At 70.5% G+C, this 23,714-nt stretch carries 15 protein-coding genes; 5 read left to right on the top strand and 10 right to left on the bottom strand.

Features of this window, described 5'->3' with window-relative positions; all coding sequences use genetic code 11:
- Positions 1-14: 14 nt before the first annotated feature.
- From ACIGXX_RS05240 to ACIGXX_RS05250, 3 genes are all read right to left on the bottom strand, one after another.
- The gene (locus tag ACIGXX_RS05240) at positions 15-1,418 is read right to left on the bottom strand and encodes an FG-GAP repeat domain-containing protein (RefSeq protein ID WP_399972944.1); all 1,404 of its coding nucleotides are present in this window, start codon (positions 1,416-1,418) and stop codon (positions 15-17) included.
- A gap of 110 nt (positions 1,419-1,528) precedes the next feature.
- The gene (locus tag ACIGXX_RS05245) at positions 1,529-3,058 is read right to left on the bottom strand and encodes a UDP-N-acetylglucosamine 1-carboxyvinyltransferase (protein ID WP_351158202.1); all 1,530 of its coding nucleotides are present in this window, start codon (positions 3,056-3,058) and stop codon (positions 1,529-1,531) included.
- Between the two features lie 120 nt (positions 3,059-3,178).
- Positions 3,179-5,059, bottom strand: coding sequence for an amidohydrolase (locus ACIGXX_RS05250; RefSeq protein ID WP_399972948.1), 1,881 nt, complete (start codon positions 5,057-5,059; stop codon positions 3,179-3,181).
- Between the two features lie 159 nt (positions 5,060-5,218).
- On the opposite strand from ACIGXX_RS05250, the gene ACIGXX_RS05255 reads away from it, so the two are divergent.
- Complete coding sequence (locus ACIGXX_RS05255) at positions 5,219-6,226, top strand: LacI family DNA-binding transcriptional regulator (RefSeq protein WP_351158207.1); 1,008 nt, start codon at positions 5,219-5,221, stop codon at positions 6,224-6,226.
- Here ACIGXX_RS05255 and ACIGXX_RS05260 read toward each other — a convergent pair.
- On the bottom strand, positions 6,208-7,317 hold the full coding sequence (locus ACIGXX_RS05260) for an alkene reductase (protein WP_361468048.1): 1,110 nt from the start codon (positions 7,315-7,317) through the stop codon (positions 6,208-6,210). The genes ACIGXX_RS05255 and ACIGXX_RS05260 overlap by 19 nt on opposite strands.
- A 111-nt stretch (positions 7,318-7,428) precedes the next feature.
- Between ACIGXX_RS05260 and ACIGXX_RS05265 the strand changes: the two genes are divergently transcribed.
- Complete coding sequence (locus ACIGXX_RS05265) at positions 7,429-8,352, top strand: sigma-70 family RNA polymerase sigma factor (protein ID WP_351158213.1); 924 nt, start codon at positions 7,429-7,431, stop codon at positions 8,350-8,352.
- A 172-nt stretch (positions 8,353-8,524) separates the two neighbouring features.
- Positions 8,525-11,254 (top strand): aconitate hydratase AcnA, encoded by a 2,730-nt coding sequence (gene acnA, locus ACIGXX_RS05270; protein ID WP_351158216.1) that lies wholly within the window; start codon positions 8,525-8,527, stop codon positions 11,252-11,254.
- 113 nt (positions 11,255-11,367) lie between these two features.
- Here acnA and ACIGXX_RS05275 read toward each other — a convergent pair whose 3' ends face one another.
- Both ACIGXX_RS05275 and ACIGXX_RS05280 read right to left on the bottom strand, forming a co-directional pair.
- Positions 11,368-11,748 carry a VOC family protein gene (locus tag ACIGXX_RS05275; RefSeq protein ID WP_351158219.1) on the bottom strand — a complete coding sequence of 127 codons (381 nt, stop codon included), beginning with the start codon at positions 11,746-11,748 and terminating at the stop codon, positions 11,368-11,370.
- A gap of 102 nt (positions 11,749-11,850) precedes the next feature.
- The gene (locus tag ACIGXX_RS05280; RefSeq protein ID WP_351158222.1) at positions 11,851-12,198 is read right to left on the bottom strand and encodes a hypothetical protein; all 348 of its coding nucleotides are present in this window, start codon (positions 12,196-12,198) and stop codon (positions 11,851-11,853) included.
- Between the two features lie 168 nt (positions 12,199-12,366).
- Between ACIGXX_RS05280 and ACIGXX_RS05285 the strand changes: the two genes are divergently transcribed.
- Positions 12,367-15,216, top strand: coding sequence for a BTAD domain-containing putative transcriptional regulator (locus tag ACIGXX_RS05285; RefSeq protein ID WP_399972954.1), 2,850 nt, complete (start codon positions 12,367-12,369; stop codon positions 15,214-15,216).
- 4 nt (positions 15,217-15,220) lie between these two features.
- Here the strand turns inward: ACIGXX_RS05285 and ACIGXX_RS05290 are convergent, their stop codons facing one another.
- Both ACIGXX_RS05290 and ACIGXX_RS05295 read right to left on the bottom strand, forming a co-directional pair.
- Entirely contained in the window at positions 15,221-15,472 is a 252-nt protein-coding gene (locus ACIGXX_RS05290; protein ID WP_399972957.1) for a DUF397 domain-containing protein, read from the bottom strand.
- Positions 15,469-16,254 carry a helix-turn-helix transcriptional regulator gene (locus ACIGXX_RS05295; protein WP_399972960.1) on the bottom strand — a complete coding sequence of 262 codons (786 nt, stop codon included), beginning with the start codon at positions 16,252-16,254 and terminating at the stop codon, positions 15,469-15,471. Before ACIGXX_RS05295 ends, ACIGXX_RS05290 begins: the two co-directional genes overlap by 4 nt.
- A gap of 153 nt (positions 16,255-16,407) precedes the next feature.
- On the opposite strand from ACIGXX_RS05295, the gene ACIGXX_RS05300 reads away from it, so the two are divergent.
- Complete coding sequence (locus ACIGXX_RS05300) at positions 16,408-16,818, top strand: ATP-binding protein (RefSeq protein ID WP_351158234.1); 411 nt, start codon at positions 16,408-16,410, stop codon at positions 16,816-16,818.
- A gap of 12 nt (positions 16,819-16,830) precedes the next feature.
- Here ACIGXX_RS05300 and ACIGXX_RS05305 read toward each other — a convergent pair whose 3' ends face one another.
- The gene (locus ACIGXX_RS05305; RefSeq protein WP_399972964.1) at positions 16,831-19,188 is read right to left on the bottom strand and encodes a hypothetical protein; all 2,358 of its coding nucleotides are present in this window, start codon (positions 19,186-19,188) and stop codon (positions 16,831-16,833) included.
- Positions 19,189-19,398: 210 nt separating this feature from the next.
- Positions 19,399-23,259 (bottom strand): GH92 family glycosyl hydrolase, encoded by a 3,861-nt coding sequence (locus ACIGXX_RS05310; RefSeq protein ID WP_366462155.1) that lies wholly within the window; start codon positions 23,257-23,259, stop codon positions 19,399-19,401.
- Positions 23,260-23,714 lie beyond the last annotated feature (455 nt).

Raw genomic sequence — 23,714 nt, forward strand, 5'->3', positions numbered from 1 at the left:
GGGCGCTCAGCCCCTCAGCCCCGCCCCGCGAACCCCGTCGTGGCGAACGCCGTCTTGTCGTGGGACGACGTGCCGTCCGTGAGCCACCAGTGCGTGGGGTTCTCGCCGTAGAGGTTGAACAACACGCCCGTGCCCCAGTTCAGGATCAGTTCCTCCTTGCCGTCGTCGTCGAAGTCGGCGGCGGCGAAGGGGCGGGCGTGCCGCCAGCGGGCCGGGATCTTCTTGCCGTCCGCGCGGGCGGGCCTCTCGCGGAGGATCTTCGTCCGCTTCTCGCCCTCGGCCGGCAGCTCGATCAGCAGCGCGCCCTCGTCCGTGGCCACGACGAGGCCGTCCTTGCCGTCGCCGTCCGGGTCCGCGGAGTTGTAGCCGCCGGGCCCGTAGTAGGAGCTGTTCTTGCTCGGCGGGATCTTGTGCGTGGCCGGGGCGCCACCCGTGCCCGGGTAGATCGCGAGGGAGAAGACCACCTCCGGCGCTTCTCCCGTGTCCGGCTCGTTGTTGCGGCTGCCGTTGTCGCCGATGGCCACATCGCGGGCGCCGTCACCGTCGTAGTCGCCCCACGCCACCGCGTTGCCGTCGCGCAGCTCGACGGAGGTCCGGGACAGGCCGCTTCCGGTGCGCGCCCGGTAGAGGACGCCGCCCGTCTGCTCGCCGTCGTCGCCCTCGTGGACGAGGAGGCCGGTCGCGTGCGCCTTGCCCGTGGGGTCGATGTCGTCCGCGGCGAGCCAGCTCCCCCTGCCGGGCCGGGAGTCGCTGCGGGCCGGGGCCCCGGCCCGGGTGAAGGGGCCGTACAGCAGGGTCACGGACCCGTCCTGCCGGACCGCCGCGATGTCGTGGTGTCCGTCCCCGTCGAAGTCGCCCCGCTCCGGGCCGGACAGGCCCTCGCCCGACAGGCCGCCCGGCACCTGGATCTCGGTCGCCTCCGCACCGGCCTTCGGCCCGCTCGGGCCGCCCCAGGCCACGGTCGGCTTCTCCTGCGCCGTGGAGCGCTCGGTGGAGACGAAGTCGGGATAGCCGTCGCCGTCCAGGTCGGCCGTGGTGAGGGTGCCCGAGGCGTAGTCGTACACGGCGTGGGTCGACGGGTCGAGCCCCTTGGCGGAGCCGAAGACGACGGCGGTCCGCCCGTGTCCGTCCTCCTTGCGGGAGGTCACGGGGACGAGCAGATCGCGGTGCCCGTCCCCGTTGATGTCGTCCGGGTCCTTCGAGCCCTTGCCGTCGGCGGGCACGGGACGCGAGGCGGTCGGAGTCACCACGGGGGTCACGGGGTTCATGGGGTTGCCGCCGCCCTTGGACGGCGACGGCTCGCCGGTGTCGCCCTGCCCGCCGCACCCCGCCGCGAGCAGGGCCAGCGAGGCACAGAGCGCGACGAGGGCGCGTGTGCCGAGGGCGCGGGTGCCGGGGACGCGGGTGCGATCTTCCATGCGCCCACCCCAACACCGCGCCCTCGCGCATCTCCAGGCACGACCGGGATCGTTGCCCAGTCGTGTCAGGAGAACCGGGGGCTACCGGGGATACCGGGGTCTACCGGAGGCTAGATGTCCCGGAACGTCTCGATCTGCGCGCCCACGGAGTTGAGCCGCTCGGCCAGCTCCTCGTAGCCACGGTTGATCACGTACACGTTGCGCAGCACGGACGTGCCCTCGGCGGCCATCATCGCGAGCAGCACGACCACGGCGGGCCGCAGCGCGGGCGGGCACATCATCTCGGCGGCGCGCCAGCGGGTCGGGCCCTCCACCAACACGCGGTGCGGGTCGAGGAGTTGGAGGCGCCCGCCGAGGCGGTTCAGGTCGGTCAGATAGATCGCGCGGTTGTCGTAGACCCAGTCGTGGATCAGCGTCTTGCCCTGCGCCGCCGCCGCGATGGCCGCGAAGAAGGGGACGTTGTCGATGTTCAGGCCGGGGAACGGCATCGGGTGGATCTTGTCGATCGGCGCCTCCAGCTTGGAGGGCCGGACGGTGAGGTCGATCAGGCGCGTACGGCCGTTGTCGGCGAAGTACTCCGCCGTGCGGTCGTGGTCGAGCCCCATCTCCTCCAGGACCGCGAGCTCGATCTCCAGGAACTCGATCGGGACGCGGTTCACGGTCAGTTCGGACTCCGTGACGACCGCCGCGGCGAGCAGGCTCATCGCCTCGACCGGGTCCTCGGAGGGGGAGTAGTCCACGTCGACGTCGATGGTCGGCACGCCGTGCACGGTGAGGGTCGTCGTGCCGATGCCCTCGACCTTCACGCCGAGCGCCTCCAGGAAGAAGCACAGGTCCTGGACCATGTAGTTCGACGAGGCGTTGCGGATGACGGTCGTGCAGTCGCTGCGCGCCGCGGCGAGCAGGGCGTTCTCGGTCACGGTGTCGCCGCGCTCGGTCAGCACGATCGGACGGTCCGGTACGACGTCCCGCGCGACCTCGGCGTGGTAGAGCCCCTCGGTCGCGGCGATGTCGAGCCCGAAGCGGCGCAGCGCGATCATGTGCGGCTCGATCGTGCGGGTGCCGAGGTCGCAACCGCCCGCGTACGGCAGCTTGAAGCGGTCCATGCGGTGCAGCAGCGGACCCAGGAACATGATGATCGAGCGGGTCCGGATCGCGGCCTCGGAGTCGATCGCCTCCATGTCGAGTTTGGCGGGCGGCACGATCTCGAGGTCGACCCCGTCGTTGATCCAACGGGTGCGTACGCCGATCGAACCGAGGACCTCGAGGAGGCGGTAGACCTCCTCGATCCGCGCCACGCGGCGCAGCACCGTGCGCCCCTTGTTCAGCAGGGACGCGCAGAGCAGCGCCACGCAGGCGTTCTTGCTCGTCTTGACGTCGATGGAGCCCGAGAGCCGGCGATTGCCGACCACGCGCAGATGCATGGGTCCCGCGTACCCGAGCGAGACGATTTCACTGTCCAGCGCTTCGCCGATACGGGCGATCATCTCAAGGCTGATGTTCTGGTTGCCCCGCTCGATGCGGTTCACGGCGCTCTGACTGGTGTTGAGCGCCTCGGCAAGCTGCGACTGCGTCCAGCCCCGGTGCTGACGGGCGTCGCGGATGAGCTTGCCGATACGTACGAGGTAATCGTCTGCCATGTTCCGCAGGTTATCTCAGATATGAGATGACGCACGCGCTGGGGTAGGCCATACGAGAAACGACCGATTCAGTACGGAAGTCCCCGTACGTCGTTTCCGTACGCCACGTGCCGCTACGGCTCAGCCGCATCCGCACGAGGCGTGCCGACCACCGTGCACCGCGGCCTGCGCCGTGGGCCGGGGACCGGCCGCCGCGCGCGTCACCCGGGCGGCGGCCGCGCGCCCGGCCGACGAGTCGGCGTCATGCACCACTGTGCCCCCGGTCAACGTCAGACGCACTTCGGCAGAGCTGATATCAGCCACCGGACACCGCGTCAGATCGCGGTCGAGCAGCACCAGATCGGCCGACTTGCCCCGTTCGACGGTTCCGGTGAGATGGTCCATACGGAGTTGACGCGCCGTGCCGAGGGTGTGCATGAGCAGGGCGGACGACCGGCTCAGCCCTTCCTGCTCGCGGTACAGCTCGCCCTCGCCCTCGTCCCCGAACCGGTCGACGGAGGTGCGCACCTGGTTCCACACCTGGAGCGGGTCGACCGGCCAGTCCGAGCCACCGGCGAGCTGCGCCCCGTGCCGCTCCAGACTGCGCGCCGGGTACTGCCAACGGTGGCGCCCGGCACCGATGTAGGGCAGCAGGGCGTCCATGGTCCAGGTGTTGCGGGTGGCCCACTGGAGCTGCATGCAGGGCACGACGCCGAGCCGGGCGAAGCGGGGCAGGTCTGCGGGGTCGACGAGTTGGAGGTGGGCGGTGGTGTTGCGCAGGCCGCGCGCCTTGGTCGTGCGCAGGGCGTACGCGTACCCGTCCAGGGACGTTCGGACCGCGCGGTCGCCGATGGCGTGCGCGTGCATCTGCCAGCCGTCCTTGTTGAAGGCGGCGGTGAGCCGGCCGTAGTCGGCGGCGGAGACGTACAGCTCGCCGCGGTGGTCGGTCGGCTTCCCGTCCTCGTCCAGATAGGGCTCCAGCAGCGCGGCGGTCTGGGCCGGGTACTCGATGACCCCGTCGAGGAAGACCTTCACCGTGCCGAAGCGGAGCCCGCGTACGCCGCCGAACGTGTCACGGAGTCCCCGCGCGTGGGCGAGCGCGGCGGCCGGGTCCGTGGTCATGTCGGTGTCGATGCGCAGGGCGGGCACGATGCGCTGCAAGAGCTTCCCGCTCTCGGCCAGCGCCTTGTAGAGGCCCAACTCGCTCTTGCCGACGACGGCTTCCATGAAGGTGGTGATCCCCGAAGCGGCGGCCTCGGCGAGGACCTTCGCGGCGGCGGCGACGAGCTGCTCCTGGTCGGGCTCGGGGATGTGCCGGGTGACGAGCGGCTGGGCGTCGTCCTTGAGCACGCCGGTCGGCTTGCCGTCCGACCCCTTCACGATCTTGCCGCCGACCGGGTCGGGGGTGGAGGCGGTGATGCCCGCGATGTCGAGGGCACGCTGATTGACCCAGATGTTGTGCCCGTCGCCGCCGCGCAGGACGACCGGGCGCCGGGTGGGCAGGGCGTCGAGCATGGAGTGGTGCGGGGCGGTCCCGTGCGGAAGGAGCCCCACGGGGTTCCAGTCCTCCACCACCAGCCACCCGTCGGGCTCCTGGTCGGCGGAGTCCTTCAGGAAGTCCGTCAGGGTCTTCTGGAGGTCGGCGATGGTCTGTTCGGCACTGGCGAGCGAAGGCTTCAGGGAGCGGTTGGCGGCGTCCATCGGGTGGGCGTGCCCGTCGTGGATGCCGCTCATGAGGGTCCCGCCGCGCGCGTCGACGACCTCCGTGTCCCGCCCGATGAACCGCTTCAGCGCGGAGTCGCTCCCGACGGCAAGAATCCTCCCGTCCCGCCCGACGGCGACGGCCCGCGCACGGTCGCGCCCGGGAGTGCCGCTGAAGACACGGGCGTTGTGCACCACGAGCGCGGCGGACCGCCGGGGCGATGCGGCGGCGGGCGCGGCGCCCACGGCGGTGAGCAGCCCGGTGGCCCCGGCGGCGGCGATGAGGCCACGGCGGGAGAGGGAGGAGGACGGAGAGGGCATGGACGCTCCAGGGTGCGGCCGGCCCCGGACGCCGACGGTGCGCCGCGGGGTGATCGGGTGGGAGGGGGGCAAGATCCGCCGAGAAGCGGCGGCATGAACGCTTGCCGAGTAAGGCGTTAACCAGAAGCCACCCGCATCGACGAAATCCGCATCCGTACGATGTGCCCCGTGCCAAGGCCGACCCTCGCCGACATCGCCCGCGCAGCGGAGGTATCGACTGCGACGGTCTCGCACGCCCTGAACGGCACGGGCCGCATAGGCGAGTCCACCCGCCGCCGGGTACGCGAGGTGGCGACCGCCCTCGGCTACGGCACGCCCCGCACCGCCCCGCGCACCCGGACGCTCGGCATCGCCGTCACGACGTTCGCCACCGCCTGGAACTACACGGAGATCGCCTACTTCTCGCGCGCCGTCACGGCGGCCACATCGGCGGCCCACGCGCGGGGCTACGCCCTGATCACGCTGCCCGCGGACCGCGCGGCGGACGACACCTGGCACAGCCTCGCCGTCGACGGAATGCTGATCATGGACAGCCCGCGCGGTGACCCCATGGTCAACGCGCTGCGCGCCCGCGGCATCCCGCTCGTCTTCGACGGCGTCCCCGGTGACCCGCGCCCCGGCGACCACTGGGTCGACAACGACCACGAGGCGACCACCCGCGAGGTCCTCGACCACCTCACGGCATCCGGCGCCCGCCGCGTCGCCCTGCAGTCAGGCAACGGCGACGAGCACTACGCCCGCGCGGTGACGGCCGCGTACGCCGGATGGTGCGCGGAGCGCGGCGCCGAACCGCTGGTGGTGCCCTTCGATCTGGCGGACGGCCAGGGGCGCTCGCTCGACGCGCTGTTGCGGGGACCGGACCGCGCCGACGCCGTCTACGCGGCGTACGACCCCGGCGGCCACCGGCTGCTTGCCGCCGCGGCCCGGCTCGGTCTGCGCGTCCCCGGCGACCTGCGGGTGGTGTGCGCGAGCGAGGACCCCGGATACGCGACGACGCGGCCGCCCGTGACCACGGTGACCCTCGACCCGGAGCGGACGGCCCGCGCCGCCGTCGGCCTCCTGGTCGACCTGATCGAGGGCGGCGGCTCGGCGGCGCCGGGGCCGGTCGTCGTACCGGCGCGGCTCCTCGTGCGCGCGTCGTCGGGTGCTCAGCCCGCGGCCGGATAGTCGGCGTACCCCTTCGCGCCGCCCTGGTAGTACGTGGCGGGATCACCGGCCGCCAGCTCCCGGCCCAGGGCGAACCGGCCGACCAGGTCGGGGTTGGCGACGAAGTGGGTGGCGAAGGACACGGCATCGGCGTGTCCCGCGTCGACGAGGGCGTTCGCGGAGTCCCTGTCGAAGCCGTTGTTCGCGATCAGCGGCCCTTCGAAACGCTTCCGGTAGCGGGCGAACGCCTCGAAGTCGGGGCTCTCGCCGGGGCCCGCGAGGTCGGGGCCGCGCAGGTGGAGATAGGCCAGGGGGCGCTCGTTCAGCTCCGTCACCAGCTCGTCGTAGTCGGCGAGCAGTTCCTCGTCGACCACGAAACGCTCGGTCGCGGCCATGTACGGCGCGAGGCGCACGCCCACCCGCCGCCCGTCCCACTCGGCGGTGACCGCGTCGACGACATCGAGCAGCAGGCGGCGCCGTCCCGCGCGGTCTCCGCCGTAGGCGTCCGTGCGGTGGTTGAGCAGCGGATTGAGGAACTGGGTGAAGAGGAACGCGCCGAGGGCGCCGATCTCGACCCCGTCGAACCCGGCGCGCCGCGCGTTGGCCGCCGCGGCGCGGAACTCGGCGACGGTGGCCCGGATGTCGTCGGCGGTCATCGCGCGCGGTGTGAGCGTCTCCTTGAACCCGCCGGGCGTGAAGGTCCGCGCGCGGGGGTCGATCGCCGAAGGCCCGGCGGGCGGTTCGCCGCCGAGGTGGTCGGGGTGCGACGCGGCGCCGGTGTGCCAGAGCTGCTGCACGATGCGGCCGCCGAGGGTGTGGACGACGTCGGTGACCCGGCGCCATCCGGCGACCTGGGCCTCGCTGTAGACGCCGGGGACGTTGACGAAGCCGATGGCCCGCTCGCTGACCCAGGTCCCCTCGGTGACGATGAGCCCGGCACCGGCGCGCTGCCCGTAGTAGGCGGCGTGCAGTTCGGTGGGGACGAGGCCGGGGTTGTCGGCGCGGGCCCGGGTGAGCGGGGCCATCACCACGCGGTTGGGCATCCGGAGCTCGCCCAGGCGGGTGCCGTGCAGAAGTGGCTGGTCCAGGGTGAGGGGCAGGGCGGCGGTCATGACGGTTCTCCTTCGTGGCGTTCGTGGCGTTACTGTCACGGCGGCTCGGCGCGAGGGACACGAAGCCGGGGGGACACGAAGGTGACGGCGTACGACGGGGAAAGGTGACCGATGGACGGGCAAGAGGTACTCGCCGACCGCTTCGAGGCGCACCGGGGGCATCTGCGCGGTGTCGCCTACCGCATGCTCGGCTCGCTCAGCGACGCCGACGACGCGGTCCAGGAGACCTGGCTGCGCCTCAGCCGCACCGATGCCGACGAGATCGAGAACCTCACCGGCTGGCTGCGCACGGTCGTCTCCCGCCTCTGCCTCGACATGCTGCGCTCCGCCGCCAAACGCCACGAGGAACCGGCGGGGGAGCGCCTTCCGGACCGGATTCCGCCGTCCGGCGACGACGGTGACCCGCAGGAGGAGGTGCTCCTGGCCGACTCGGTGGGCCGCGCGCTGCTCGTGGTCCTCGGCACGCTGGGGCCCGCCGAGCGGGTGGCCTTCGTGCTGCACGACCTGTTCGCCGTGCCGTTCGACCAGATCGCGCCCGTCGTGGAGCGCACCCCCGTCGCCACGAAGAAGCTCGCGAGCCGCGCGCGGCACAAGGTGCAGGCCCCGCCCGAGGCGCTTGCCGTCCCGGTGCGCGCGGAGCACCGGCGTGTCGTGGAGACCTTTCTCGCGGCCGCCCGCACCGGCGACCTGGAGGCGCTGCTCACGGTCCTGGCCCCCGACGTCGTGCGCACGGCCGACCTCTCCGCGCTGCCGGCGGGCGGCGCCGCGGTGATCCGCGGCGCACGGGCGGTGGCCGAGGAGACGGTCCTGCTCAGGCGCAACGCCCGCTTCGCGCAGGCCGCGCTGGTCGGCGGAGCGGTGGGACTCGTCGTGGCGCCGCGGGGCAGGCTGCTCCTCGCGCTCGTCATCAGGGTCGAGGAAGGGCGCGTCGCCGCGTACGAGGTCGTCGCAGATCCCGCGCGGCTGGCGGCTCTGGAGGTGTCCGTTCTCGACGAGGTGTCCGGCACCCCCGAAGGAGGGCATGGCGAACTGTGAGCGGGCGCACTTCGTCGTGACGCCGGGGCATGTACTAGAGTTATCTCGACATCGAGATATCTGCCGAGGCGCACCAGAAGCCGCCACTCGGTAAGGGTTACCTAACTAAGCCTTACCTTAGCGGATCGACGAGGAGTCGTGGCGGCAGGATGTGACGGAAACGCGCACATATATGAAGGAGACTGTCGTGTCGGCGAACAGCTTCGACGCCCGCAGCACGCTGCGCGTGGGCGACGAGTCGTACGAGATCTTCAAGCTGGACAAGGTCGAGGGCTCCGCGCGCCTCCCTTACAGCTTGAAGGTGCTGCTGGAGAACCTGCTCCGCACCGAGGACGGCGCGAACATCACCGCCGACCACATCCGTGCGATCGGCGGCTGGGACTCCCAGGCCCAGCCCTCGCAGGAGATCCAGTTCACGCCGGCCCGCGTGATCATGCAGGACTTCACCGGCGTGCCCTGCGTCGTGGACCTCGCCACCATGCGTGAGGCCGTCAAGGAGCTCGGCGGCGACGCGGACAAGGTCAACCCGCTCTCCCCGGCCGAGCTGGTCATCGACCACTCCGTCATCGCCGACAAGTTCGGCACGGCGGAGGCGTTCGGCCAGAACGTCGAGCTGGAGTACGGCCGCAACAAGGAGCGCTACCAGTTCCTGCGCTGGGGCCAGACCGCCTTCGACGACTTCAAGGTCGTCCCCCCGGGCACCGGCATCGTCCACCAGGTCAACATCGAGCACCTGGCGCGCACGGTCATGGTCCGTAACGGCCAGGCCTACCCCGACACCCTGGTCGGCACCGACTCGCACACCACGATGGTCAACGGCCTGGGCGTCCTGGGCTGGGGCGTCGGCGGCATCGAGGCCGAGGCCGCGATGCTGGGCCAGCCGGTCTCCATGCTCATCCCGCGCGTCGTCGGCTTCAAGCTGACCGGTGAGCTGAACGCCGGCACCACCGCCACGGACCTCGTCCTCACGATCACCGAGATGCTGCGCAAGCACGGCGTCGTCGGCAAGTTCGTCGAGTTCTACGGAGAGGGCGTCGCCGCCACCTCCCTGGCCAACCGCGCCACCATCGGCAACATGTCGCCGGAGTTCGGCTCCACCGCCGCGATCTTCCCGATCGACGACGAGACGCTGAAGTACCTCCGTCTGACCGGCCGCGACGCCCAGCAGGTCGCGCTCGTCGAGGCGTACGCCAAGGAGCAGGGCCTCTGGCTCGACCCGGCCGCCGAGCCCGACTTCTCCGAGAAGCTGGAGCTCGACCTCTCCACGGTCGTCCCCTCCATCGCAGGCCCCAAGCGCCCGCAGGACCGCATCGTCCTGGCCAACGCCGCGCAGCAGTTCGCGCTCGACGTGCGCAACTACGTCGAGGACGACGACGAGGCGGGCAAGGAGTCCTTCCCGGCCTCCGACGCCCCGGCCACCACCAACGGCGTGCCGACGCGTCCGACCACCGTCACCGCCCCCGACGGCTCGACGTACGAGATCGACCACGGCGCCGTCACGGTCGCCGCGATCACCTCCTGCACCAACACCTCGAACCCGTACGTCATGGTCGCCGCCGCGCTCGTCGCGAAGAAGGCCGTGGAGAAGGGCCTGACCCGCAAGCCGTGGGTCAAGACCACCCTCGCCCCGGGTTCCAAGGTCGTCACCGACTACTTCGACAAGGCGGGGCTCACCCCCTACCTCGACAAGGTCGGCTTCAACCTCGTCGGCTACGGCTGCACCACCTGCATCGGCAACTCGGGCCCGCTGCCCGAGGAGGTCTCCAAGGCGGTCAACGAGCACGACCTGGCCGTGACGTCGGTCCTCTCCGGCAACCGGAACTTCGAGGGTCGCATCAACCCCGACGTCAAGATGAACTACCTGGCGTCCCCGCCGCTGGTCGTCGCGTACGCCATCGCCGGTTCGATGAAGGTGGACATCACCAAGGACGCGCTCGGCGCGGACCAGGACGGCAACCCGGTCTTCCTCAAGGACATCTGGCCGACCGAGGCCGAGGTGAACGACGTCGTCGCCAACTCCATCGGCGAGGACATGTTCAACAAGTCCTACCAGGACGTCTTCGCGGGCGACGCCCAGTGGCAGGCGCTCTCGATCCCGACCGGCAACACCTTCGAGTGGGACCCGCAGTCCACCTACGTCCGTAAGCCCCCTTACTTCGAGGGCATGACGATGGAGACCACCCCGGTCTCCGACATCACGGGCGCCCGCGTCCTGGCCAAGCTGGGCGACTCGGTCACCACCGACCACATCTCCCCGGCCGGTGCGATCAAGGCCGACACCCCGGCCGGCAAGTACCTCACGGAGCACGGCGTCGAGCGTCGCGACTTCAACTCCTACGGCTCGCGCCGAGGCAACCACGAGGTCATGATCCGCGGCACGTTCGCCAACATCCGCCTGCGCAACCAGATCGCGCCGGGCACCGAGGGCGGCTTCACCCGCGACTTCACGAAGGAAGACGGCCCCGTCTCCTTCATCTACGACGCCTCGCAGAACTACCAGGCGGCCGGCACCCCCCTCGCGATCCTCGCGGGCAAGGAGTACGGCTCGGGCTCGTCCCGCGACTGGGCCGCCAAGGGCACCGCGCTGCTCGGCGTGAAGGCCGTCATCGCCGAGTCGTACGAGCGCATCCACCGCTCGAACCTCATCGGCATGGGCGTCCTGCCGCTCCAGTTCCCGGAGGGCCTGTCCGCCGAGTCCCTCGGCCTCACCGGCGAGGAGTCCTTCTCCTTCACCGGCGTGACCGAGCTGAACAACGGCACGACCCCGAGCACGGTCAAGGTCACGACCGACACCGGTGTGGAGTTCGACGCGGTCGTCCGCATCGACACCCCCGGTGAGGCGGACTACTACCGCAACGGCGGCATCATGCAGTACGTGCTGCGCAGCCTGATCCGCAAGTAGGCCTCAGCAGACAGCAGTTGAGGGCCGCACCCCCGGCTGGGGGTGCGGCCCTCGTGCGTTGTCTGCGGCGCCGCGGGGGCTTGTCGCGCAATTCCCCGCGCCCCCTACGGGGCCTAGCCGCCGTACGGGACCGTGATCAGTTCCATCGCGTGCTTCGACGGGTCCAGGAAGTAGACGCCGCGTCCGCCGTCGTTGGTGTTGATCTCGCCCGGCTGCTTCTGCTGCGGGTCGGCCCAGTGCTCGATGCCGCGTGCCCTGATCTTCTCGTACGCCGCGTCGAACTCCGGCTCGGAGAGCAGGAAGGCGTAGTGCTGCGGGGTGATCTTGTCCGCGGGGATGCTGGCGAAGTCCAGGGTGACGGAGTTGCTCAGTTGCACCGCGATGAACGGGCCCCACTCCGAGGCGATTTCGAGCCCCAGAAGATCCGAGAAGAACTCGGCGGACTCCCGGTTGTCCCGGGCGTGGATGATCGTGTGGTTCAGCTCGACTGACAAGGAATGCCTCCAGAAGGCATCTCCCGACACCTCCATGCCTCACCCAGCCGGTGACCGACACGCGATGTCGCCGTCGATCTTAGTCACGGCGACACCGCGCTGTCACCCCTCTTCCCAGCCGACACTGCCGACACCCGTGCCGGCGATGCAGCGGGCACTCGACACGTCGGACGCGCCCGGCTTCAGCGTCTTCCACTGTCCGGCGGTGTCGGGCCATTCCCCGCAGACCACCGTGACACGGAAGGCCGTCACGACACCGGTGTTGTTGGTGCAGTGCGCGTGACCCCAGTAACCGTCGGTGTCCGTGGTGCAGTTGAGGACATTGGCCACCGCGGCCGACGCCTGCTGCGCCGCCGCCGCGCCCGGCGCGACGGCGAACACCGGCAGCACGGCGGCCGCCACCGCCGCGAGCTTGAGGGCGAGCCCGGTAAGACGACGAGGCTTGTTCATGGGTCGGTCTCCTTCTGGTTCCGCGTCGCGGTGCACCGGTCGTGCACCGCTGTCCGCACTCCAGTGATGTTTCCGGGCGGCCCTGTCGCGCCGGTCACTCCTTGGTCACTCGACACTCACGCCTCGTGCTGGAATGATGACTCTGGGTGACGATGGTGGGTGACGGGGGTGAGGATCACGGAGTTCGAGTACAGGCTTCTGGGGCCGCTTGAAGTGCTGTTCGACGGCAGGCCCGTGGCGATGCGGGCAGCCAAGCAGCGGGCCCTTCTGGCATCGCTTCTGATCGACGCGAACAAGGTCGTCCCCAGTGAAACCCTGATCGCCAGGCTGTGGGACGAACCACCGGACGGCGCCCGCAACGCCCTGCAGAACTACGTGCTGCGGCTGCGCCGCACCCTCGGCTGCGGGTCCCGGGGGCCGATCCGCACCTGCGCGGACGGCTATCTCGTCCACGTGCCCGACGAGGCCCTGGACCTGCACCGCTTCGACGCCCTGGTCGCCCGCGCCCGGTCCGCCGCGGCGGCGCAGGCCACGGAGCGGGCATCGGCGCTGCTCGGCGAGGCGCTGGCGCTGTGGCGCGGAGAGCCGTTCTCGGACGTCCCGTCCGAGCGGCTGCGGCTGGACGTCGCCCCCGCGCTGCACGAACGCCGCCTGGCCGCCCTGGAGTTGCACACCGACGCCGACGTCCGGCTCGGGCGCCACGCGGACGTACTGCCGCGCCTGCGCGAACTCACCGCCGCCCACCCGCTCCAGGAGCGCTTCTGGGCGCAGCGCATGCTGGCCCTCTACCGCTCGGGCCGGCAGAGCGAGGCCCTGGACTGCTACCGGACCGTCAGCGCCCTGCTCGTCGAGGAGCTGGGCGTCAACCCGGGACCGGAGCTGTGGCAGCTCCATCAGCGGGTGCTCACCGCCGACCCCTCCCTGGCCGCGCCGTCGTTGCCGGACGGCCCACGGACCGAGGGGAACCTGCCCGCCGAGACGACGACGTTCATCGGCCGCGAGAGCATGCTCCGCAAGACCCGCAAGCTCCTGGAGAGCGCCCGCCTCGTCACGCTCACCGGGCCGGGCGGAGTCGGCAAGACGCGCCTCGCGCTGCGCGCGGCGGCCGAGGCGTCCTGGGCCTTTCCGCACGGCGCGTGGCTCGCCGACCTCGCGCCGCTGACCGAGCCGAAGCTCCTGGACCGCGCGGTCGCCGAGGCGCTCGGCATCCCCGACCAGTCGCTGCGGCCCGGCACGGCGGTGCTCGTCGAGCACCTGAGGGAGCGGCAGTTGCTCCTCGTGCTCGACAACTGCGAGCACGTGGCCGAGGCCGCCGGACACCTCCTGAGTACGCTCCTGACCGCCGCCCCCGGCCTGCGCGTGCTGGCCACCAGCCGCCAAGGGCTGCGCATCCCCGGCGAGTACCTGCTGCCCGTGCCGCCGCTGACCGTCCCCCAGGACCGGGGCGCGCCGCCGACGCCGACGCGCTGTGAGGCCGTGCGGCTGCTTGCCGACCGCGCCGAGGCCTGCGCCCCGCACTTCCGGATCACCCGGCGCAACGAGGAGGCCGTGGGCCGCCTGTGCCGCCGTCTGGACGGCATCCCGCTGGCGATCGAGCTGGCCGCCGTGCGTCTGGGCGCGCTCTCGGCCGAGGAGATCCTGGAGCGCCTCGACGACCGCTTCCGGCTGCTCTCCGACACCGGGAAACCCACCGGGCCCCGGCACCAGCGCACCCTGCGCGGCGTCGTCGACTGGAGCCACGACCTGTGCGACGAACGCGAGAGGAGGCTGTGGGCAGGGGTGTCGGTGTTCTCCGGCGGCTTCGACCTCGCGGCGGCCGAGGCGGTGTGCCCGGGTGACGACACCACCCGCGAGGACATCGTGGACGTCCTCGCCGCTCTGGTGCACAAGTCGGTGCTCACCGTCGACACCACCGGCCCCCGGGCCCGGTACCGCATGCTGGAGACCCTGCGCCAGTACGGGCAGTGCAGGCTCCAGGAGCTGGGCCGGGACATCCCGCTGCGGCGGCGCCACTGCGCGTACTACGCGGACATGGCCGCGCGGTCGGCCGAGCAGTGGTGCGGGCCCGACGAGGTCGCCTGGCTGTCCCGGCTGCGCCTGGAGTCACCGAACCTGCGGGCGGCCCTGGACTTCTGCGTCACGGGGGAGGGCGACGCCACGGCCGGTCTGGCGATCGCCGCGAACCTCACCCGCACCCGGTACTGGTTCTTCAGCAGCTCGCTCGGCGAAGGCCGCCACTGGCTGACCCGCGCGCTCGACCTCGCCCCGACCGCCCCCGCCCCACTGCGCGTCGGCTGCTTGGCCCTGGCCGCCTGGATCGCGCTGTGCCAGGGGGACCGGTCCACCGCCGAACGCTTCCTGGCCGAGGCCGGTCGGCTCGGCCGGGACGACGCGGACGTCGAAGCGCTGGGCGTGCTCTCGTACGTGGAGGGCGCCTTCGCCTTCCTCGTCCACGCGGACGCGGGGTCCATCGCGCTCCTGGCGCGGGCCAGGGAGCGTTTCCGTTCCCACGGCCAGGTGGGCGACGCGCACATGGCGACCATGCTCTGGGCCATGGCGGCGGCCTTCCTCGGCGGGCGTGAGCTCGCCCTGGCGGCCGGCCGGGAGTACGCGACGGAGGCCGAAGCCCACGGCGCGGGCTGGGCCCACTCCTGGGGGCTGTGGGGCGTGGGCCTCGCGGAGCTCCGGCACGGCGACCCGCACCGGGCGGTGGGCCTGTTCCGTGACTCCCTGCGCCGACAGCGGGCCATCGGTGACCGCTGGGGGACCGTGTGGGGCATGGAGGCCATGGCCTGGGCCGTCGCCGCCACCGGAGACCATGGCCGAGCCGCCCGGCTGATAGGAGCGGCGTGCAGCCTCCTGCGGACGACGGGCGTCGCACTGACGGGCCTGCGGCCACTCCACGAAGCGCACGTCGAGACCGAGCACTTGGTCCGCCACACCCTCGGCGAACGGGCCTACGCGGCGGCCTTCGCGGAAGGAGAGGGGACGCGGGACCCCCTGCGGCTCGCGCTGTGAGCGGTCAGGCGCGGGCCTGGGGGAGAGCCAGGAAGGCGGCCCACGCCCTCGGGGCCACGGTGAGGTGCGGGGCCCCGTCCGGGTTCTTGGAGTCGCGGATGTGTACGGCGGCGGGGTGAGCGGCGAGTTCCAGGCAGGCGCCGCCCTGCTCGCTGCTATAGCTGGACTTACGCCAGGCGTAGGCGACTTCGAGGCATGCGCCGCCTTCGCTCCCGCTGTAGCTCGACTTGAACCAGGTAAGCGCGGTGCCGCTCATTGCTCTCCTAGCAGACGGACCAACTGGGCCCTCGTGTCCTCGGCGTTGAGGGCCTGTGTCCGCAGCATCGCACATTTCTGCGTCAGGATCGCCACCTCGTCTGGATCAGCGATCAGTTGGCTTCCGCGTTGGGTCTCGGTGTAGGCGAGTCGCTGGTGTTCAGGCGTCTCAAGGAGTACGAACGGGCCGTCGAGGGCCGCGTGGGTGGTGCGACGGAACGGCATGATCTGCAAGGTGAGGCCGGGCAGTTCGGCATACTCGCGCAGACGATGCAGCTGCTCGACGAAGACCTCTTGGCCGCCGAGGCGATCGTGCAGCACGGCCTCCCAGATCACGAAGCTGGTCGTGGGCGGGACCTTGCGGTGCAGGATTTCCTGCCGTTCCACTCGCATCGCGACGAACTGCTCAAGTGCGTCCTCATCGAGAACCGGGACGCGGCTGCGGAAGACCGCGCGCGCATACGCATCCGTCTGGAGCAGCCCAGGAAGCACCAGACCCTCGTACCAGGAGATCGCGATCGCCTCCCGCTCGCAATCCAGATACTCCTCGGCCCACCGAGGAACCAGATCCACCTCCGGCATGTTCTCGACAGCCGTCTGCAACGTCCCATGCGTACGCAGGAGTTCATCCAGCTGCACCGCCAGGTCCATCTTCAGGGGCCGCCGCCCCTGCTCGATGGAGGCAATCGCCTCCTCGCCGATCACGAACCGCTCGGCCAGCGACTTCTGTGTGTACCCGGCCGCCTCGCGGTGGACGGCGAGCAGCGCGCCCACCATCCGCATCGCCGAGGCATTCCTCCGTGACCGTCGCCTTGGGCTGTTCATACCGTTCAACTCCCCACCAGAAGCCGCACGTTCACGCGGCGAACCCGTACAACCCGGCTGTACGGGTTCACGTACTGCTTCATGATGACCACGGAGTGTGACCCTCGTCACGTGAATGACGAAACTCCACTCCCCTTCCGGCGGGACCCCCGCGAGCGCTTCTACCGGCGCGAACGCCAGTCCGTGCCCGCCGCCCGCGCCTTCACGCGCGCCGCGCTCGTCGGGTGGGACATCCGCGAGCGCGCGGACGACATCACCCTCTGCGTAGGCGAGTTGACGACCAACGCCCTGCTGCACGGAGTCCCGCCGGGGCGGGGATTCCGGCTGCACCTGCGCCGCGACAGCGACGTACTCCGTGTCGAAGTGCACGACAGCGGCGGCGGATGGCCCCGGCTCGGCGGCGGTGATGACGCCGACGAGTCGGGGCGCGGCCTGCTGATCGTGGCGGCCCTTGCCGACAAGTGGGGGGTGGTGGAACGCGATCCCGGCAAGGTCGTGTGGTGCGAGTTCGCCACGGGCTAGGCCGTGGCGGTGTCAGGACGAGGTCACGGTGTACGTGCCGGACCCGGCCTTGTTGACGAGGACGACGCCGTAACAGCCTCCTTGTGAGGTGAACTTGAACGACTCGGCCTGGCCGGGACCGTTCCCGGTCGCCGATGTGGTCGCGGCGTAACGGCCACGGACGGCGGTCTTGGCGTCGGCCGGATCGGAGTCCATCAGGAACAGCTCCGCGTCCTGGCTCGCGTCGGACGGCGTCGCGGTGATGGTCACCTCGGTGCCCGCGACCGGGCAGGTGTCCCAGACGGCGGTCACGTCGTCGGCGCCGTTCATCGTCTTGGTGTCGGAGGCGCCGAGCAGCTTTCCGCTGTCGGCGAGCTCGATGCGGTACTCACCGGTGCCCGTGCCGCCGAGCGGCCGCTTGACGACCGGGTAGTAGTCGCCGGGGCCACGCGCGTTGGAGTCGACGGCGATGAAGTCGACCGTGTCCCCGGTGGCCAGGCTGACGTCGAGGCGCTGCTGGAGCGCCTGGTCGTCGTACAGGTCGAGGTCGTAGTCGACGCCCGCCGGAGGCCGCAGCGCCACGACCGACCAGAAGCGGAAGGTGGTGTCGTAGCGGTAGTTGTGCTGCGGGTCCGGTGTGGGCAGCGTCTTGGACTGGCCGTCCGCGAGCTGGTTGCGGAAGCCGTAGTCGATGCCGTTCTGGAAGAGCGCGCCGCCCGGCCCCGAGCCCACGTCGTGGCCTTCCTGGCCGCGGTGGGTCCAGAACTCCTGGAAGGTGGTGGACCGCCGGTCCAGCAGGGTGTCCCAGATGGCGCCCGTCGCGGCCTCCTGGTGGTGGTCCCAGTAGCGCTCGCCCGACGGGTCGAAGAGGTCCCACAGGGAGCCGGTGACCCGGCCCTCGGTGTCGTCGCCGGTGTCGTAGGTCGTGGTGTCCTCGACGCGCCAGCCCCGGTACTCGTCCCGGTTGAAGATCGCCATCGGGTAGAAGTTCGCGAACCCCTCGACCCAGGCGCACCCCTTCGAACTGCGGGTATCCATCGCGTGCGGGCTGCAGTTCTCGGTGGCGGGCTTGTTGTCCTCGTACGCGTCGGCCATCACCGCGTGGCCGTACTCGTGGACGGTGTCGGTGCGGTCGTCGGGAGCGGCGGCCTCCAGCCAGACGCTCTCGTCGCCCCACTCGTAACGGCTGCCGTCGCCCGCGTCGTCGTCCGGATAGATGATCTCCATCCGGCGGCAGTCGCCGGAGTCGCGGGCGTCCCAGCACTCGCCGGGCGTCCAGTTCTTGGCCTGGTTCGCCAGGTCGTACGCGTGGAAGACCCGGTTCATCGTCTGGTCGCCGGGGGCGATGCGGCCGAAGTTCACCGTGCGGCCGTCACCGATGTTGTCGCGCTGGCCGGAGCGGAACTCGTAGACGTCACGGCTGAGGAAGTTGTCCTCGACGATCCGCCACAGGCCGCTCTCGGTGCGGACCTTGACGTAGACGTCCTGGCCGCCGGAGGTGTCGTTGTTGTCGAAGCACATCCGGAAGCCGCCGCTGCCGTCGGTCAGCGCGGAGTCGAGCAGGTCGTCCCCGCCGAAGGAGTCGTCGTCCCAGGCCTCGACCTGGATGTTCGGCGAGGGGTGCGCGCCGCCCGGCTCCGTGTAGCCGACCGTGCCGGTGACGCAGGAGAGCGCCCGCACGGACGGGTCGGTGGAGGGGGCGTCGTCGCTGTGCGGATTCGGCAGCTTCGTGCGGCCGGCCACCGGCTCGAACGGCCGCTCGGGCTTGGCCGGGGTGAGCTCGACGTCGTCGGGGAGCTCGCGCAGCGCGGTGGAGTTGCGGCGCTGGTCGAAGCCCAGGTGCGAGGCGGCGGGCGTGGCGCCGACCGTGAGGAGCTGGAGGTGCTCGTCGCGGTCGACGGGCTCGGCCGACGTGCCGTCGACGCGGGCGCGCACGGAGGTGGCGGCGGCCTTGACGCCCTTGACCGGGAGCGAGAAGCGCAGGGTCTTCCCGGCGGCCAGGTCGACGGTGCGCTGGGCGCGGTGCACCGCGCCGCCGTCCTCGGGCAGCAGCGGGCCGATGTCCTTGAACTGCCAGCCGGCGGGCGCGGACGCCCAGTCGACGACGGCGGGCAGGTCGGCCTGGACGCGGGCCCCGGAGAGGTCGACGCGGGTGTCGACGGTGATGTCGAGGCGGGCCTGCCGTCCCACGGAGGGGGCCTGGTCCAGGTGCGTGGTCACCCGTACACAGCTGGACCAGTCGTCGGGCGCCGTACAGCTGCTCTTGGGGGCCTTGTCGGCTGCGGCGGGGGCGGCGGACGCGGGGCCGAGGACGGTGAGCGGGGCGCCGATGGCGAGGGTGCCGATGACGGCGACGGCCTTCGAGCGGGGTCTTCGTGGTCTTCGTAACACGGATGATCTCCCCTCAACGATGCGATCAGTGTCCATCAGTGTCGATCAATGGCGTGATCATGACAAAAGGTGCGTTGCGAGGTGAGTCTCCAGCCATGGGGAGGATGAGGCCAGGGGTGTTCCGGCCAACGCTCCTGCGGCGCACGCGAACGGGGGCGGGAGTGAACTTTCCACTCCCGCCCCCGCGTCGCGCTGTTCGGTCCCGCCGGATCAGCTCAGGAGCTCGACCTCCGCGAGCGTCGCGGAACCGTCCGGCACGAGCCGGTAGTGCGCGTACGTCCCCGGCTTGTCGACCGTGAACACCCGGGTCTGCTTGTCCCAGGCGAAGGACTCGCCGGACCGCTTGTCCAGCTCCTTCCACTTCTCGCCGTCGGCGGAGCCCTGCAGGACCCAGCCGCGCGGCGCCTTCGCCTTGTCGGCGGACGACGTCAGCGTGTACTGCACCGCCTTGGTCTCCTTGCCCACCGGCAGGTCCACGGCGTCCGCCGAAGTGGCGTCCGTGTCCGACGTGTTGTCGAAGAGCGCGCCGTCACCCTTGATGGCGTCCGCGCGAGGCGACGGCACCTTGTCGTCCTGCGTGACCGACGTCGGCTGGGCGTTCTTGCCGGTGCCCCACGCCGACGGCTTCGGTCCCATGTCGAACTCCAGGACGCCGCCGCGAGCGATCGCCTTGTGGGGCAGGGCGGTCGAGGTCCACTTCTTGCCGTTGACCTTCAGACCCTGGACGTACACGTTCTTCGCGCTGTTCTTGGGCGCCTTGACGACCAGGTCGCGCCCGCCGTCCAGGTGCACGGTCATCTTGGTGAACTGCGGCGAACCGATCGCGTACTCGCCGCTGCCCATGACCAGCGGATAGAAGCCGAGCGAGGAGAAGAGGTACCAGGCCGACTGCTCGCCGTTGTCCTCGTCGCCGTGGTAGCCCTGCCCGATCTCGCTGCCCGTGTAGAGGCGGGAGAGGACCTCGCGGACCTTCTCCTGCGTCTTGGACGGCTCACCGGCCGCGTCGTACATGTAGGCGGCGTGGTGGGCGACCTGGTTGGAGTGCCCGTACATGCCCATGCGGACGTCGCGCGCCTCGGTCATCTCGTGGATGACGCCTCCGTAGGAGCCCGCGAACTCGGCGGAGCCGGTCTCCGGAGTGGCGAAGTACTTGTCGAGCTTGTCGCCCAGGCCCTTGCGGCCGCCGTACAGGTTCGCCAGACCGCGCGAGTCCTGGGGAGCGGTGAAGGCGTAGCCCCAGGCGTTGGTCTCCGTGTAGTCGTGGCCCCACACGCGCGGGTCGAACTTCTCGGACGGGACGCGCCAGTCGCCCTTCTTGTCCTTGCCCTGGAAGAAGCCCTCCCCGGCCGCCTTGCCGTCGAAGAGGTGCACGTAGTCCCGGGCACGGTTGAGGAAGTACTCCGACTCCTCCTTGTAGTGCTTCTCGCCCGTCTTCTTGTAGAGGGCCTGGCCCATGCGCGAGATGCCGTAGTCGTTGACGTAACCCTCCAGGGCCCAGGACAGGCCCTCGTGGGTCTCGCTGGGGGTGTAGCCGAGGAAGGGAGAGGTCTCCATCCCCTTGCGGCCGACGCCCTTGCTCGGCGGTACGACCGTCGCGTTCTTCAGGGCGGCGTCGTACGCGTCCTTGGCGTCGAAGTCCACGCCCTTGACGTACGCGTCGGCGAACGCCACGTCCGACGAGGTGCCCGTCATCAGGTCCGCGTAGCCGGGCGAGGACCAGCGCGACGTCCAGCCGCCGTCCTTGTACTGCTGGACGAAGCCGTCGACCAGCTCACCCGCCTTCTTCGGCGTGAGGAGCGAGTAGGCGGGCCAGGTCGTGCGATAGGTGTCCCAGAAGCCGTTGTTCACGTACGGCTTGCCGTCGACGATCTTCGCGCCGGTGTGGGTCGGGGTGTCGGGACCCGTCTGCGGCGAGAAGGGCGAGGCGTACTGGTACTTCGACTTGCCGCCCGAAGTGACCTTCTCGAAGCCCGAGTTGGGGTAGAGGTACAGGCGGTACAGGCTGGAGTAGAGCGAGGTCCGCTGCCCCTCGCTCGCGCCTTCCACCTCCACCTTGCCGAGGATGTCGTCCCAGCTCTTCTGCGCGCGGTTCTTCACGCGCTCGAAGGAGGTGCCGGCGGGGATCTCCTGGCCGAGGTTGGCCTTGGCCTGGTCGAGGCTGATGAGCGAGGTCGCGAGGCGCAGGTTGACCGTGCGGTCCTTGCCGGGCTTGAAGCGCAGATAGCCGGTGACGTCACCGCCGCCCCCGCCGTCGAGCTTGCCGCCCGCGGTGACGGGCGCGTCGAAGGTGCCGTACACGAACAGACGCGTGGCACCCGTGGAGAGCCCGGACTTGACGTCCGAGAAGCCGCTGACGACACCGCTCTCCTTGTCGAGGGTGAGGCCGCCCTTCTCCGAGACGTTGTCGAAGATGACGCTCGCGTCGTCACCGGGATAGGTGAACTTCATCATCGCCGCGTGATCGGTCGGGGCCATCTCGGCCTTCAGACCGTTCTCGAACGTCACGCCGTAGTAGTGCGGGCGTGCCGTCTCCTTCTCGTGCTTGAAGGGCAGCGCGCGCTTGGTGCGGGACGCGGACGGGGTGTCCTTGTCGACCGACGGCATCATCTGGAACGTCTGCCGGTCGCCCATCCAGGGGCTCGGCTCGTGGCTCGCGCTGAACGCCTGGATCGTCGGCAGGTTGTCCGCGTTGTTGCCGCGCGCGTAGTCGTAGAGCCAGCTCAGGGAGCCCGCGTTGGTCACCGGCGTCCAGAAGTTGAAGCCGTGCGGGACGGCCGTCGCCGGGAAGGTGTTGCCGCGCGAGAAGCCGCCGCTGGAGTTCGTGCCGCGGGTGGTGTCCGCGTAGTCCGAGGGGTGGGCCTTCGGCTTCGCCGGGGCCTTCTCCTTCAGGGACACGTCGTCCACCCAGCCGCGGAACTTCGCCGGGCCCTTGGGGGAGTCGTACGCGACGAGCACTCGGTCGACGGTCTTGCCGCGCGCGACCTGCCCGATCCGCGCGGCCACGTTGTTCCACTGGTTGACGTAGAGGCCCTTCGCGGCGCCCTGGCCCTGCGGGGTCAGCGGGAAGCCGTGCTGGTCCGTGGCCTTGAGGTCACTCAGATGGGTGCCGTCGGTGAAGGCCAGGTCCACGGACACGTTCGTGGCGTCGTAGTCGAGGTCGCCCTCGGCCATGGACGGGAAGATCCGGTACGACAGCTCGGTGTCCCGGCGCACCGAGACGTTCACGTCGAAGACCTTGTTGTACGAGTAGCCGCGGCCGTCCACCTTGTGGGTGCCCGCGTAGCGCAGCGCGCGCTTGCCGGTGAACCCGGCGCCCGACTTCGCGGTCGGGGAGCCGCTGGGGCCGCGGTCCACGAGGGAGAGCATGTCCTCGGGGGCGGGCGTCTCGCTGCCGCCGACGGAGAGGTGGACGTCGGAGAGCTGGAGCGCGTCGGACGCGCCGTTGTTGGCGGTCACCTCCAGGCGGTAGTGCGCGTACGCCGTGCCGTTCTCGAAGTCGTACTTCTTCGTCTGGTGACGCTTGTCGAACGCCTCACCCTTTCGGGTGTCGAGGACCTTCCAGTCCTTGCCGTCCGTGGAGCCCTGCAGGGTCCAGTCCTTCGGGTCGCGCTCGTCGTGGTCGTTCGCCGACGTCAGCGCGTACGTCACGGCCTTGGCCGGCTCGTCGAGGTCGAACTCGACCCAGCCGGTGGCCGCGAAGGTGAGCCACTTGCTCGTGGGCTCACCGTCGACCAGGTTCTCCTTGACCTCGCCGCTGCCGGAGTTCTCGCCGCTGGCGCGGACCTCCGTGACGTGGTCGTTCACACTTCCGGGTATTCCCGAACTGAACGCTCCGTTGACACCGGCGGTGCGCTTCTTGCCGTCGGGGCCGGTGTCGACCGTGTTCAGCCAGTCCGGCTGGGCGTCGCCCTCCTCGAACGAGGAGACGAACTCCCTGGCGGCTTTGGGCGGTTCCTCCGGCTTGGCGACGGCCGCGCCCTGCGCCGTCGCGACGAGCGTGAACGCGGCCGCTCCGAGGACCGCGGCCGAACGGTGGTGTCTGAAGCGAGGTCTGCGTGATCTGTGCGGCATCCTCGAGCCCCTCCCTGCGAGTTGGACAACGTTGTCACGTGGCTGCGCAAGGTCCAGTAGGGCGCCAAGTTGCCGGTGGTGTCAAGGCTGTTGAAGGGGCCGGTGGAGTGGGTGGGGGAGTGGGCGGGGCCCGGTGAAAGTCCAAGGGGATCGAGGAGAAAGTCCAATGAGGAGCAAGGAGGGGCCAGGGAAGATCGGTGAGGGGCGAGCGGAGGCGGGTTTCGGCGCGACCGAATCCCCTGGCCGAATTTGCTCACGCCGTGAACGAACCAGTCCATATCTCCGCGAGGTCTCAACTCGGGAAAGACTGCTGGCCGAAGCTGCATTCGATCTTGCTCTGCTGCGGAGGAGTGGACTATACCTATCGGCACCCTGAGTGGCGGGTGCAAGCCCTTGCCATGTAGTTGTCGCACGTTCGGTACCACCAAGCTTCAACTGACCCGCGGTGTCGGGCC

Source organism: Streptomyces sp. NPDC055243, from assembly GCF_044544025.1.
Lineage (GTDB): Bacteria > Actinomycetota > Actinomycetes > Streptomycetales > Streptomycetaceae > Streptomyces.

Excerpts from the sequence above, each read along its gene's own strand:
- ACIGXX_RS05240 (WP_399972944.1), bottom strand. The coding sequence starts at position 1,418 with ATGGAAGATCGCACCCGCGTCCCCGGCACCCGCGCCCTCGGCACACGC.
- ACIGXX_RS05245 (WP_351158202.1), bottom strand. The coding sequence starts at position 3,058 with ATGGCAGACGATTACCTCGTACGTATCGGCAAGCTCATCCGCGACGCC.
- ACIGXX_RS05250 (WP_399972948.1), bottom strand. The coding sequence starts at position 5,059 with ATGCCCTCTCCGTCCTCCTCCCTCTCCCGCCGTGGCCTCATCGCCGCC.
- ACIGXX_RS05255 (WP_351158207.1), top strand. The coding sequence starts at position 5,219 with ATGTGCCCCGTGCCAAGGCCGACCCTCGCCGACATCGCCCGCGCAGCG.
- ACIGXX_RS05260 (WP_361468048.1), bottom strand. The coding sequence starts at position 7,317 with ATGACCGCCGCCCTGCCCCTCACCCTGGACCAGCCACTTCTGCACGGC.
- ACIGXX_RS05265 (WP_351158213.1), top strand. The coding sequence starts at position 7,429 with ATGGACGGGCAAGAGGTACTCGCCGACCGCTTCGAGGCGCACCGGGGG.
- acnA (WP_351158216.1), top strand. The coding sequence starts at position 8,525 with ATGAAGGAGACTGTCGTGTCGGCGAACAGCTTCGACGCCCGCAGCACG.
- ACIGXX_RS05280 (WP_351158222.1), bottom strand. The coding sequence starts at position 12,198 with ATGAACAAGCCTCGTCGTCTTACCGGGCTCGCCCTCAAGCTCGCGGCG.
- ACIGXX_RS05290 (WP_399972957.1), bottom strand. The coding sequence starts at position 15,472 with ATGAGCGGCACCGCGCTTACCTGGTTCAAGTCGAGCTACAGCGGGAGC.
- ACIGXX_RS05295 (WP_399972960.1), bottom strand. The coding sequence starts at position 16,254 with ATGCGGATGGTGGGCGCGCTGCTCGCCGTCCACCGCGAGGCGGCCGGG.
- ACIGXX_RS05310 (WP_366462155.1), bottom strand. The coding sequence starts at position 23,259 with ATGCCGCACAGATCACGCAGACCTCGCTTCAGACACCACCGTTCGGCC.